This window comes from Flaviflagellibacter deserti, assembly GCF_042652085.1.
Taxonomy (GTDB): Bacteria; Pseudomonadota; Alphaproteobacteria; order Rhizobiales; family Methylopilaceae; genus Flaviflagellibacter; species Flaviflagellibacter deserti.
On the sequence record NZ_JBHSJF010000005.1, the window covers coordinates 133007 to 145458 of the forward strand.

Annotated in this window: 9 protein-coding genes; 6 read left to right on the forward strand and 3 right to left on the reverse strand. The window is 62.6% G+C overall.

The window, feature by feature from the left end:
• Position 1 precedes the first annotated feature (1 nt).
• Positions 2–829, forward strand: a complete 828-nt coding sequence (locus ACFPFW_RS05415; RefSeq protein ID WP_114956947.1) for a FecR family protein — start codon at positions 2–4, stop codon at positions 827–829.
• Here ACFPFW_RS05415 and ACFPFW_RS05420 read toward each other — a convergent pair.
• Positions 781–1800 carry an alpha-mannosyltransferase gene (locus ACFPFW_RS05420; RefSeq protein WP_114956948.1) on the reverse strand — a complete coding sequence of 340 codons (1020 nt, stop codon included), beginning with the start codon at positions 1798–1800 and terminating at the stop codon, positions 781–783. The genes ACFPFW_RS05415 and ACFPFW_RS05420 overlap by 49 nt on opposite strands.
• A 284-nt stretch (positions 1801–2084) precedes the next feature.
• On the opposite strand from ACFPFW_RS05420, the gene ACFPFW_RS05425 reads away from it, so the two are divergent.
• The gene (locus ACFPFW_RS05425; protein ID WP_114956949.1) at positions 2085–4562 is read left to right on the forward strand and encodes a glycogen/starch/alpha-glucan phosphorylase; all 2478 of its coding nucleotides are present in this window, start codon (positions 2085–2087) and stop codon (positions 4560–4562) included.
• A gap of 80 nt (positions 4563–4642) precedes the next feature.
• Here ACFPFW_RS05425 and ACFPFW_RS05430 read toward each other — a convergent pair whose 3' ends face one another.
• Positions 4643–5578, reverse strand: coding sequence for a polyprenyl synthetase family protein (locus tag ACFPFW_RS05430; protein WP_379769993.1), 936 nt, complete (start codon positions 5576–5578; stop codon positions 4643–4645).
• Between the two features lie 160 nt (positions 5579–5738).
• Here ACFPFW_RS05430 and ACFPFW_RS05435 point away from each other — a divergent pair, with 160 nt between their 5' ends.
• The 4 genes from ACFPFW_RS05435 (at position 5739) to hpnH (ending at position 11717) form a co-directional block, all read left to right on the forward strand.
• Positions 5739–8393 carry an MMPL family transporter gene (locus ACFPFW_RS05435; protein WP_114956950.1) on the forward strand — a complete coding sequence of 885 codons (2655 nt, stop codon included), beginning with the start codon at positions 5739–5741 and terminating at the stop codon, positions 8391–8393.
• Between the two features lie 17 nt (positions 8394–8410).
• On the forward strand, positions 8411–9430 hold the full coding sequence (locus ACFPFW_RS05440; protein WP_114956951.1) for an NAD-dependent epimerase/dehydratase family protein: 1020 nt from the start codon (positions 8411–8413) through the stop codon (positions 9428–9430).
• A gap of 34 nt (positions 9431–9464) precedes the next feature.
• A complete protein-coding gene (locus ACFPFW_RS05445; RefSeq protein WP_162799662.1) occupies positions 9465–10034 on the forward strand; it encodes a DUF2141 domain-containing protein in 570 nt (189 codons plus the stop codon).
• 474 nt (positions 10035–10508) lie between these two features.
• Positions 10509–11717, forward strand: coding sequence for an adenosyl-hopene transferase HpnH (gene hpnH, locus ACFPFW_RS05450; protein WP_114956953.1), 1209 nt, complete (start codon positions 10509–10511; stop codon positions 11715–11717).
• 69 nt (positions 11718–11786) lie between these two features.
• Here hpnH and ACFPFW_RS05455 read toward each other — a convergent pair whose 3' ends face one another.
• Positions 11787–12170 (reverse strand): DUF930 domain-containing protein, encoded by a 384-nt coding sequence (locus ACFPFW_RS05455; protein ID WP_114956954.1) that lies wholly within the window; start codon positions 12168–12170, stop codon positions 11787–11789.
• Positions 12171–12452 lie beyond the last annotated feature (282 nt).

The window sequence follows — 12452 nt, forward strand, 5'->3', positions numbered from 1 at the left end:
GATGCCTATCTTCAACAGCCGCACGGCGGCCCGCATCTCCGCCCTCCTTGCCGGCACCGCGCTGTTTACCCTGAACGTGCAGGCACAAAGCGTCGGCACAGCCGCGGCCGTCAATCCGACGACCGAGGGCGTGCGTCCCGGCCAGGCGATACGCGTGCTTCGCCTGGGCAGCGACATCATCAGCAACGAGCGGATCAACACCTCGCCGCAGGGCTCGACCCAGATCCTGTTCGTCGACAAGACAACGCTCAACATCGGTCCGGGCAGTTCGGTCGTGATCGACCAGTATGTCTTCAACCCGAAGACCGATACCGGCCAGGCGGCGATCACGCTTGGCAAGGGCATCATGCGCTTCGTCGGCGGCGAGATCAGCCACAGCGGTGGCGCGACGCTGAAGACGCCAGTCGCGACCGTCGGCATCCGCGGCGGTATGGGAACGATCGAGCACACGGCCGACGGGACGATCTATCTGCACCATTACGGCTCGGCGACGATCAGCAATTCCTGCGGTTCGGTGACGATCAACCGTCCAGGTTTCTCGACCAGTGTCGGCGGCCCGAACCAGTGCCCGACCGATCCGGAAAAATCGACGAAGCCGGCCATCGACCGCGCTCTGGCGCTGCTGACCAGCGGTCCCGGGCAGTCGGGAGGCGGCACGTTCACCGGCCAAGGGCCGCAGACGATCGACACGCCGACAGTCGATCTGCCGCCGGACCTGCAGAAGGATCTCGACGATCTGGTCCGCGAGGCACAGCAGGATGTCGTGACGGGTGATCAGCACTACGACGACCCGCCGCCGTCGTGCACCTTCTCCTGCACCGGCAACTGAGCACCCGTCAGGTGCCTCAAATCTTCGATGGCAGCGTGATAGTTGGCTTCGTTGGCGACGTCGCGGTTGAAGCTGTTCGGGCCGAGGGAAAACTTCTGGATGCAACGGTGGTTGAACAGCGCCGCGCCCTCACGGTCGCGATGCACAACCACCGTTCCACCGCCGAACGTGAAATCGGGACGTAGCGCGCCCATCGAGAACGGCCCATACGGCATGAAACCGTATGGCACATGAGCGCTTCCCAGGTATCGAACGGGTTCGATAGGTTCGTTCCGCATATGGGCGAGGTGCAGCCAGGCGAGACGAAACGTGTCTTTGTCTCCAAAGACGTACTCGTAATAGACGTCCCTGCGCTCGTTGAAGTGGACTGTCAGGCAGAGCTCCGGCCAACAACGGGCCTTGTCGATCAACAATTGGCCGCTCTCGAACTCCTGGCTGTCGTTCGCAGGCACGTTGAAGACTTGCCAGACAGGCGCGTTCGGCCGCCAGCGCAGCGCCTGCCAGATCGACATCATGTCGTGCCAGAACAAGCAGCCCTTATCGAGATAGCCAGGATCGTCGAACAGGAAAGACGGATCGCGAATCGGAAAACAGTCGCTGTCGAGCCAGAGTACTTCACGGAACGAGCTGCGCTGGATGGCGATGGGCTTGATCGCGAAGGGACGCTCAGTCGGACCGTCGAGATCGTCCTCGATGATACGAAGCCGCAAATCGAGCTGCAGTCCCGAAAGAAGCGCAAGATGACGTTCCGAGACCTCCCCCGGCCGATGCCAGGCCTCGACCGGCAGATCGACGCCCAGACGAACTAGCTCATTGAGCAAAACCCAGCACGAGGGGAATTCCGCATCGTAGACGCCGGTGACGATACCCCTGCCGCTCATCCCTTCCGGCGGCGCGCCGCACCAGGCAATCGCGGCTCTCTGTTCGGCGTGGAGTGCCGCTATATCCGTGTCTGACAGCTTCAGTACCATTCGTGACTTCCCCACCAGGCGGCGAAAGATGTCTCTCAGATCAGTCGCTTGATCAAGTCGCGACGAAACGCACCAGGCTTGACCTTCCCCATTGGGGAGCCCCCATCATCCGGCCGTGACGCTTTCCTCTGTCAGCGTCATCATCAACGCGTCACGGCTTCGCCGCATAAGACGCTGATCCTGCGGACGGTACGTCTATTGCTTGTCTCGGGTAACTGGACCGGCAAAGATGGAACGGGGGCACTGACCGCCCGCATCTGTCGCTAAAGCCCGCGGAGAATCCGATGCTGACGACGCTTGAGCATGCTTCCTCCTTCGATGCCGAAAACATCAGCGAGGAACAGGCCATCGCCGATGTGAAGAGCGCCATCCTCAACAAGATGTCGCTCGCCGTCGGCAAGGATGCGGCCTACGCCACCGACCGCGACTGGTTCGTCGCCTGCGCGCTCGCCATCCGCGACCGCATCGCCCACCGCTTCCTCGCCGGCAAGCGCAGCTCGACATCCGACGGCAAGAAGCGCGTCTACTATCTCTCCCTCGAATTTCTGATCGGCCGCCAGCTCACCGACGTGCTGTCGAACATGGAAATGCTCGACGTGTTCAAGCACGCGCTCGGCGATCTCGGCGTCGACTATGAGCGCGTCCGCAATGCCGAGCCGGATGCCGCACTCGGAAACGGCGGCCTCGGCCGCCTCGCGGCCTGCTTCATGGAAAGCATGGCAACGCTTTCGATCCCCGCCTACGGCTACGGCATCCGCTACGAGAACGGCCTGTTCCGCCAAGCCATCAAGGACGGCTGGCAGCAGGAATATCCGGAAGACTGGCTAGCCTTCGGTACGCCGTGGGAATTCAGCCGCTCCGACGTGATTTACGACATCAAGTTCGGCGGCTCGGTCGAGACGAACCGCAACGATGCCGGCAGCATGCGTTTCACCTGGCACCCGAGCGAGGTCGTACACGCCGTCGCCTATGATACGCCGATCGTCGGCTGGCGCGGCAAGCATGTGAATCCGCTGCGCCTGTGGGCCGCCCATACGATGGACCCGCTGCGCCTCGAACTCTTCAACAAGGGTGACCATGTCGGCGCGCTGTCCGACCAGGCGCGCGTGGAATCGATCTCGAAAGTTCTCTATCCGAGCGACGAGACCCCGGCCGGCCAGGAACTGCGCCTGCGCCAGGAATATTTCTTTGTCTCGGCCTCATTGCAGGACCTCGTCAACCGCCACAAGCGGATCTTCGGCGACCTCTACTCGCTGCCCGACCGCGCCGCGATCCAGCTCAACGATACGCATCCCGCCGTCGCCATTCCGGAGTTGATGCGCATCCTCATCGATGAGCACGGCCTGCCCTGGGACGAGGCGTGGCGCATCACCTCGAACACCTTCTCCTACACCAACCACACGCTGCTTCCGGAAGCGCTGGAGACCTGGCCGCTGCCGCTCTTCGAGCGCCTGCTGCCGCGCCATCTCCAGATCATCTACTTCATCAACAGCCTGCACCTCGAAGGGGTCAAAGCCGCGTTCCCGAACGAACCCGCTCTCTTGAGCTCGGTGTCGGTGATCGACGAGCAGGGCGGCCGCCGGCTCCGCATGGGTCAGCTCGCCTTCATCGGCTCGCACACGATCAACGGCGTCTCGGCGCTGCACACCGATCTGATGCGCGCAACGACGTTCCGCGATCTGCACCGCGTCTATCCGAACCGTATCCAGAACAAGACCAACGGCATCACCTTTCGCCGCTGGCTGCACCAGTCCAATCCCGGCCTCACCGGCCTGCTGCGCGAGGTTTGCGGCGACGAGATCCTGGACAATCCGGAGGCAATCCACCGCCTGATGGAGCACGCCGACGATGCCTCGCTGCAGGAGCGCATCTCAAAGGTCAAGCACGCCAACAAGGTGGCCCTCGCCAGGCTGATCGCCGACCGCACCGGCGTCCGCGTCGATCCGGCCGCCCTCTTCGACGTCCAGATCAAGCGCATCCACGAATACAAACGCCAGCTGCTCAACCTGCTCGAGACGGTCGCGCTCTATGACTCGATCCGTGCCAACCCGACAAAGGACTGGGTACCGCGCGTCAAGATCTTCGCCGGCAAGGCGGCCGCGAGCTATGTCAACGCGAAGCTGATCATCAAGCTCGCCAACGACATCGCCCGCGTCGTCAACGGCGATCCGAGCGTGCACAACCTGCTGAAGGTCGTGTTCCTGCCGAACTACAATGTGAGCTTGGCGGAATCGATCATCCCCGCGGCCAATCTATCGGAGCAAATCTCGACCGCCGGCATGGAGGCGTCAGGCACCGGCAATATGAAGCTCGCGCTCAACGGCGCCTTGACGATCGGCACGATTGACGGCGCCAATATCGAAATTCACGACCATGTCGGTTCGGAAAACATCTTCATCTTCGGGCTGACCACGCCGGAAGTCGAAGACCGCCGTGCCAACGGACCGTCCGCCCAGACCTCGATCGCCAATTCGCCGATGCTCGGGCAGGTGCTCGATGCTGTCGGCGACGGCCGCTACTCCCCGGAGGATCGCGGCCGCTTCCGTCCGCTGGTCGACGGGCTGCGCAACAACGACCGCTACATGGTGACGGACGATTTCGACAGCTATTACGCCGCGCAACGCCGGGTCGACGAGACCTGGGCCAAGCCGGATGTCTGGAACCGCGCCGCCATCGCGAACATCGCCAATATGGCGTGGTTCTCGTCGGACCGGACGATCTCGGAGTATGCCGAGCAGATCTGGAAAGTGCCGGTGGGCTGACGCCGTTGGGTCACTCAGCGCCGCCCTGCCTATCGAACGAATGAATGAATCCCGGACGCCGAAACGTCCGGGATTTTTTCTTATCGGTCGCGGTTGGCGACGAAGCGGGCCGCTTCGCGAAGCACGTCGGCCTTGTCGCCGAAAGCGGACAGCGCGCCTTCCGCATCCGCGACGAGCTCGGCGAGGCGCTTGCGCGCCGCGTCCTTGCCCCAAAGCCGCACCAGCGTTCCCTTGCCCTTCGCGGCGTCTTTGCCTGTCGCCTTGCCGACGATGGCGGCATCCGCCTCTTCGTCGAGCAGGTCGTCGGCGATCTGGAAGGCCTGGCCGAGCGCCCGGCCGTAACGCTCGAGCGATGCGCGATCCGCCGCGCTCGCGCCGGCGATGATCGCACCCATCTGGCAACCGGCGAGCAGGAGCGCGCCGGTCTTCATTGCCTGCAGCTTCAGGATCTCGACATCCGTCAATTGCTGCGGACGTCCGTCGCCGAAGCGGCCCTCGGCGCCGAGATCGAGCAATTGTCCGCCGACCATGCCGCCGAGACCCGACGCACGCGTGAGCGTCTTCACCAGCTCGACGCGCACCTTGGCGTCGGCATGCGTCGGCTCGTCGGCAAGAATATCGAACGCATAGGTCAGTAGTGCATCGCCGGCGAGGATCGCGGTCGCCTCGTCGAACTTCTTGTGCGTCGTCGGCTGGCCGCGGCGCAGATCGTCATCATCCATCGCCGGAAGGTCGTCGTGGACGAGGCTGTAGCAATGCACGCATTCAAGCGCGGCACCCGTCCGCATCACACCCTGGCCTTCGACGCCGAAGAGCTTGGCGGTTTCGATGACGAGGAACGGGCGCAACCTCTTGCCGCCGGCAAGCGCCGCATAGCGCATCGCTTCGACCACACGGTCGGGGCGCTCCAGCTCGCCCGGGAGCGGTTGGGAGCCGAAAAGATCCAGAAGCACGACATCGACGGCCTTAATCGTCGCCGTCAGGTGTGCGTTAAAGTCTAAGGGGATCAACTCGATACGCCTTTCGGATAGGGAAGGCCAAATGGTAGACACATTTGCGTCGCAAGGGCTTGTCGCGTACGGGGACGATCAACGGGCTTGATCGAACCGTACATAAAGCCGGCAACGGCAAGAGTTTCATCTTAATCCGGTGCCCGGGCAGGGCGGAGTATCCCAAATGAAGAAAATGGGCGAGCGCATTCTTTTGGCCTGCGCGGAAATCTGCGCGCGGAAGCCATGGCTTGTCCTTTTCGTCACGGCAATCCTGACCGGCCTGTCGATCTATGCATCGACATTCCTGACGATCAACACGAATACCGACGAAGTTCTGTCACGCGACCTGCCGTTTCGCCAGATCGAGCAAGAATATCGCAAGTCGTTCCCTAAAGAAGAATCGATCGTCGTCGTCGTCGATGCCGCCACTCCGGCCGATGCCGACCTCGCGGCCGACAATCTCGCGGTGCGCCTGCGCGCCCGTCCCGAACAGTTCCTGGACGTCCAGGTGCCGGGCTCGTCGCCCTTCTTCAACGACAACGGCCTGCTCTATCTCGACCAACCGAAGCTGAAGACCTTCGTCGACCAGATCGAACAGTCGAAACCCGTCCTGCAACTATTCGCGCGCGATCCGAGCCTGCGCGGCATCGAAAGCTATATCGAGGCCCAGGGCGACGGCAGCGCGGATGCCGATCGCTTCGGCCGCACGCTTGCGGGCCTTGGCGAGACGGCGCAAGCCAACGCTGACGGCGACGAGAAACGCACTGACTGGCTGTCGATCTTCGGCTTCCAGCGGCCCGAAGGCCGACCCGGAACCCGCCGCATGGTGCTGGCCAAGCCGAAACTCGACAACAGCTCGATCAACCGCGCCGGTCCCGCGCTCGATGCCCTGCGCGAAGAGATGAAGGGTGTGCAGGAAGAAGAGGCCGAGGGCCTCCAGATGCACATCACCGGCGACCCGACGCTGCGCCAGCAGGAACTCAACGACGCCTTCTCGGGCGCGATCGCCGCGTCCGGCTTCTCGTTCGTTCTCGTCGCGCTCAGCCTCATTATCGGCATCCGCTCCGGACGCCTGATCGCGGCACTTCTGATCACTCTCGTCATCGGCTCGATGTGGACGACGGGCCTCGCGGCAATGTCGGTCGGCCGGCTGAACCTGATCTCCGTCGCCTTCATGGTCCTGTTCTTCGGCCTCGGTGTCGACTTCGGTACCCACCTTGGTCTGCGCTATCTCGAGGAACTGAAGAAGAAGGGCACGTTCGAGGCGGCGATGAAGGAGTCCATGCTCGGCGAAGGTCCGAGCATCGCGCTCAGCACACTCTGCGCCAGTCTGGCTTTCCTGTCCTTCGTGCCGACTTCTTATGTCGGTCTGGCGGAATTCGGCATCATTTCCGCCCTCGGCATGGTCGTCGCGCTCGTCATGACCTTCACGGTTCAGCCCGCGCTGATGGCGGTGATGCCGCCCAAGCTGAAGCCCAGCCGAAGCTTCGACATCGGCATCGGCAGCTGGGTGCAGAAGCACTACAAGGCCATCCTCGTCGTCTCCGCCGTGGTGACGTTCGGCTCGCTGTACTTCGCCCGCGACGCGCGGATCGACGTCAACCCGCTCAACTTGCAGAACCCGACTGCCGAGCCGGTGGTGACCTTCCGCGACCTCGCCAAGGATCCGCTGACCTCGCCCTACGCGCTGAACGTCGTCGCGGACAATCTCGACGATGCCCGCACGCTCGCCGAGAAGCTCGATGCGGCGCCGGGCGTCGAAGGCGTGCAGACCGCCGAAGTGTTCCTGCCAAAGGATCAGGCGCCGAAGCTCGCTTTGCTCTCGACCGTCCGCAACTCGCTCGGCCCGGATTTCTTCGATCCCAATGCGACGCGTCCGGCTCCCAGCGACGCCGAACTGACCCGCGCGTTCCAGCAACTGCGCGACACCGCCGCCTCTCTTGCGCAGAGCGGAGCCGAAGGTTCCGAGGTCCGCGCCGGAGCGGAGAAGCTGCGCGACGGCCTCGCCGCCTACGCCGAAAAGCGAGGCATCGATCTCGAGTCCCTGAAGGTGCTTCAGGACAATCTCGTCGGCAGCATGCCCGACATCGTCGACGCGCTCCGCACTCGCATCGGAAACGCCAAGGAGCTGACCCTCGCCGACCTCCCGCCGGAGATCGCCAAGGACTGGATCGCTCCGGACGGCAAGCTCCGCCTGCGTGTGATGCCGACAGGGGACGTGGCGAATGCGGACTCCTTCCGCACCTTCGCCGACACCGTCCAGGCCATATCGCCGAAGGCGAGCGGCGTGCCGATCAGCGTGACGGAGGCCGGCAACGAGATCCTCTGGGCGTTCGTCGAGGCGATCATCTACACGACGATCGCGATCGGCCTCGTCGTCATCATCATGCGCCGCCGCGTCTCCGACGTTCTTCTGGTGCTCGCGCCGCTCGCGGTCGCAGCGCTGTGGACGGTCGCCGCCTCGGCGATCCTCGACCTGCCGTTCAATTTCGCGAACGTCATCGTCATTCCGCTGCTGATCGGTCTCGGCGTCGCGGGCAGCATCCACATCGTGGTTCGTGCTCGCGAAATGTCGGATGAGCACCACGCCCATCCCGACAGGCCGCGCGGCAATGTGCTCGACACGTCGACCTCGCTCGCGGTGTTGGTGGCGCAGCTCAACACCGTCGCGGCTTTCGCCACGCTCGCAATTTCGCACCATCGCGGCCTATACAGCATGGGCATGCTGCTCGGCATTTCGATCTTCTTCGTTGTGATCGTCTGCCTCGTGGTGTTGCCGGCCGCGATGATCGCTCTTAATCCGAAGCATCGTCTGGAGCCGAGTGACGCGGACGACTGACGCTGGTTGGTGGGACAATGGCGCGTGTATTGGTGACTGGCGGCTGCGGGTTTGTCGGCCGTCATCTTGTGAAGGCTTTGCAAGATCGCGGCGACGAGATCCGCGTCGTCGACCTGGCTCCTCCCTCTGTCGGCGGGCCGCATGCGGAGTACATCAGGGGCTCGATCACCGACGCCGCGCTGATGGATTCAGCGCTCAAGGGCGTCGATCGCGTCTACCATCTCGCCGGTATTCCCCATCTCTGGGCTAAGAAGCGGAGCGGCTTCGACATCGCCAACCGCCAGGGCACCGAGGCCGTCATGGCGGCCTGCATGCGCGCGAATGTTCCGCGCGTCGTCCATTGCTCGACTGAATCGATCCTTCTGCCGAAGACCAAGCGCGAAGCCGTCGACGAGTCGCTGACGCTCCAGCTCGGAGACATGCCGGGCCCCTACACCCGCTCGAAGTTCCAGGCGGAAGTGGCCGCGATGAAGGCCGCGCGTGAAGGACTGAACGTCACGATCGTCAATCCGACCGTGCCGGTGGGCGCGGGCGACGACAACATGACTCCGCCCGCGCAGATGCTGGCGCTCTTCCTCAAGGGCGGCACGCCGTTTTTCCTCGATTGCGTGCTGAACCTCGTCGACGTTCGCGATGCCGCCGACGGCATGATCCTCGCAGGTGACAAGGGTGCGGTCGGAGAGCGCTACATTCTCGGCGGCGAGAATGTCCGCCTGCGCGATCTGCTGCGACTGCTTGAGGAAGTCTCCGGTCGCCGGATGCCGACACGCACGATCCTGCCCCCGATCGCGCTCGCGGCAGGCGTGGTCTCCGAGTTCATCGCCAACAACATCACCAGGACCGCGCCTGCGGCGACGCTCGAAGGCATCTTGCTCGCTTTGCGTTCCGGCGCGTTCGACAACTCCAAGGCACGCCGGGAACTGGGTTATTCGCCCCGTCCGGTCGACACTGCACTGCGCGCGGAGCTGGAATGGCTTGCGAGCAGAAATAATGCCGAACAACCGACAAGCTTTGGACACGAAGCTTCGGCTAAGTGACGCCACGAATTCTCAAAATGAGGACGTGCGCATCATGAAGCTACTCATGCTCGCCCTCGCGGGGGTCCTGTCGGCAGCTGGAACCGCCAATGCTGCCACTGTCACGCTGATCATCGACGGCATCGATGTCGGCAAGGGCGTTGTGAATGTCGCGTTCTGCGACAAGGGTCCGCTGGACCAGTGTCGCCAGTTCAAATCGAACCAGCCCGCGACCGCCGATACGGTCGGCTTCCGCTTCGAGAACGTCCCGGCCGGCAGTTATGCGTTCGTCGGATATCAGGACGTCAATTCGAACGACACGTTCGACAAGAACTTCGTCGGCATGCCGAAGGAGCCTTTCGCGCTCAGCAACAATGCCGGCGACAAGCTGTTCCCGCCGCCTGGCTATCAAGACCTCGCTCTTCCGATCGCCGAAGGTCAGGACAACGTGATCAACATCACGCTGCAGACCATGGGCGGAAAGAAGAAGCAGCAGCCCACCTCGGCGAAGACATCGATTGAATCGATACCGATGATCACCGTGCCGAACCCCAGTGTCGCGAGCACGCCGGCGCTCAGCACTGCGCGGTCAAGCACGGCGGCAGCCCCGCCCGCGCGCAAATGAATGCTGCAAGGCGATTAAGGTTGACGTGATTTCAATTGCCCGGCTTTCCGCCGGGCAATTGCATTACTGCAACAAGTACAGATAACAAGATTTCGGACTGCGCCGGCGACTCGACCTCGACGCGGCGACATGACATAGCTTCCTGCCAATGCTCTCGAATTTCATACATCGAATGAAGTTCGCACTGGCGAGAACAGGAGTGTGTGGGCACTGCGCTGGACCCGGTTTGTCAACTCGGCGTCATATGACATTGGCATGAGCGCAGCGGCAACTGGTCGCGGCGCACATTGTCGGTTTCGCCCCACTTACCTGTCAGAATGGAAAGTTGAATCTGTTGCTTGGATTGGCACACGAAATGCTCAAGCAACAAATGTGCATTACTCATCCCTCCGCGCTCCGGCGCGGTTATCGGTCCGCCCATTCGGCGTCCCGAGAACAGACAAGCGCTTTGGCGCAGAAGTAAAGGAGCCGCTTGTGGGCATCCCGCTGAGACAGATCATCGACGTCGGCAGCTACATCGTCAAAAAAGAGCTCTCGGGTGTGAAGCGATACCCGCTCGTGTTGATGATGGAGCCTCTTTTCCGCTGCAATCTGGCCTGCGCCGGCTGCGGCAAGATCGATTACCCGGACGAAATCCTCAATCAGCGCATCTCCTATGAAGACGCGATGCAGGCGGTCGACGAATGCGGCGCCCCGGTCGTTGTCATCGCGGGCGGCGAGCCGCTGATCCACAAGGAGCTTCCGCAGATCGTTCGCGGCATCATGGCGAAGAAGAAATACGCCATCGTCTGCACCAACGCGATCCTGCTCGAGAAGAAGATGGATGAGTACGAGCCGAGCCCGTACTTCACCTGGTCGATCCATCTCGACGGCGACAAGGAGATGCACGACAAGTCGGTGTGCCGTAACGGCATCTACGACAAGGCCGTCGCCGCATTGAAGGAAGCCAAGCGCCGTGGTTTCCGCGTGACTATCAACTGCACCTTCTTCCAGAACGCCGATCCGGACCGCGTCGCGACCTTCTTCGACGAAGTTACCGCTCTCGGCGTCGACGGCATGACGGTTTCGCCGGGCTACGCCTACGAACGCGCCCCGGACCAGCAGCACTTCCTGAACCGCCAGACCACGAAGAATATCTTCCGCAAGGTGTTCAGCCAGGCGAAGGGCAAGGGCTGGCAGTTCAACCAGTCGACTATGTTTCTCGACTTCCTGGCCGGCAACCAGTCCTACTCCTGCACGCCGTGGGGCAATCCGACCCGCACCGTGTTCGGCTGGCAGAAGCCCTGCTATCTCCTCGGCGAAGGTTATGCGAAGACCTTCAAGGAGCTGATGGAAGACACGAACTGGGACAATTACGGCGTCGGCAATTACGAGAAATGCGCCGACTGCATGGTCCATTCGGGCTTCGAGGCATCCGCCGTGCGCGACACGGTTCGCCGCCCATGGAAAGCCGCCATGGTTCAGCTGTTCGGCATCAGGACGACCGGCCCGATGGCGCCGGAAATTCCGCTCGCCAACCAGCGTCCTGCGGAATACGTCTTCTCGCGCAACGTCGCCGCGCAGATGTCCACCATCCGCGCCAACAACAAGTCGACCACCGTCGACACCGAAGACCATCAGGATCTGCTCCGCACGCCGGAGCCGGGTCCGTCGAATGACCAGAACGTCTCGAGCGCCGCCTGAGACTTCGACAGTCCAAACAAAAAAGCCCGGCATTCGCGCCGGGCTTTTTTCGTTTGTATGCGCTGCACTTCAGTGGATTGCCGCCAGATTGTGGGGTTCCCATTCATCGCGCGGAATAGCATCTCCCACTTCGAACGCGAACGAGACCACCTTCGCGTGGTCAGGTGAAAGTCCGCAACGGAATCTGAGATGATACCAGTTCCGCTTGCTTCGAAATGCGGCTCCGTCGGCGACGAGAACGTCGCCGTCCTCACGGGTATCCGACATCGCGAATGAGACCAGCCTGTCCGGCCGGTAATCCGGCTTCCATGCCTCGATCTGTTCGGACGCCTCGATGGCGCATAGCTGATCGATACGGTCGGCCTCGACCATCTGACTCATCGCCTTCACTGCCTGCCGGCTTTGCGGCCGCGCCAGGTTTGCCTGCGCCAACATCGTTGTTGCCTGGACCATTCCTGACCGCGAAGGACCGGCCGGTGGTGTTTCGTTGGAAGGAGGATCAGCTGATGGCGCGGGCACGGAATCCCCTCGCAGCATGGGCTCAACCGATGATGCCGAGGATGGGGATTTACGCGCCGTCAGCGCGTCGAACTCGCCGCTGCTGAGCACCTCGACCGAGACGTCCTGTGGCGCCGGAACGGGCAGCGGAACAGGCCACATGGCAAGCGCGAGGAATAGGAGCGTGTGGAGGCCGATAGAGGCCAGAACCCGCAATACCCCTACCGCTCGATCCGG

What these genes read in the sequence shown, in the direction of transcription:
- ACFPFW_RS05455 (WP_114956954.1), bottom strand. Translation starts at nt 12,170, where the DNA reads ATGGTCCAGGCAACAACGATGTTGGCGCAGGCAAACCTGGCGCGGCCG.
- ACFPFW_RS05425 (WP_114956949.1), top strand. Translation starts at nt 2,085, where the DNA reads ATGCTGACGACGCTTGAGCATGCTTCCTCCTTCGATGCCGAAAACATC.
- ACFPFW_RS05435 (WP_114956950.1), top strand. Translation starts at nt 5,739, where the DNA reads ATGAAGAAAATGGGCGAGCGCATTCTTTTGGCCTGCGCGGAAATCTGC.
- ACFPFW_RS05440 (WP_114956951.1), top strand. Translation starts at nt 8,411, where the DNA reads ATGGCGCGTGTATTGGTGACTGGCGGCTGCGGGTTTGTCGGCCGTCAT.
- ACFPFW_RS05445 (WP_162799662.1), top strand. Translation starts at nt 9,465, where the DNA reads ATGAAGCTACTCATGCTCGCCCTCGCGGGGGTCCTGTCGGCAGCTGGA.
- ACFPFW_RS05420 (WP_114956948.1), bottom strand. Translation starts at nt 1,800, where the DNA reads ATGGTACTGAAGCTGTCAGACACGGATATAGCGGCACTCCACGCCGAA.
- ACFPFW_RS05415 (WP_114956947.1), top strand. Translation starts at nt 2, where the DNA reads ATGCCTATCTTCAACAGCCGCACGGCGGCCCGCATCTCCGCCCTCCTT.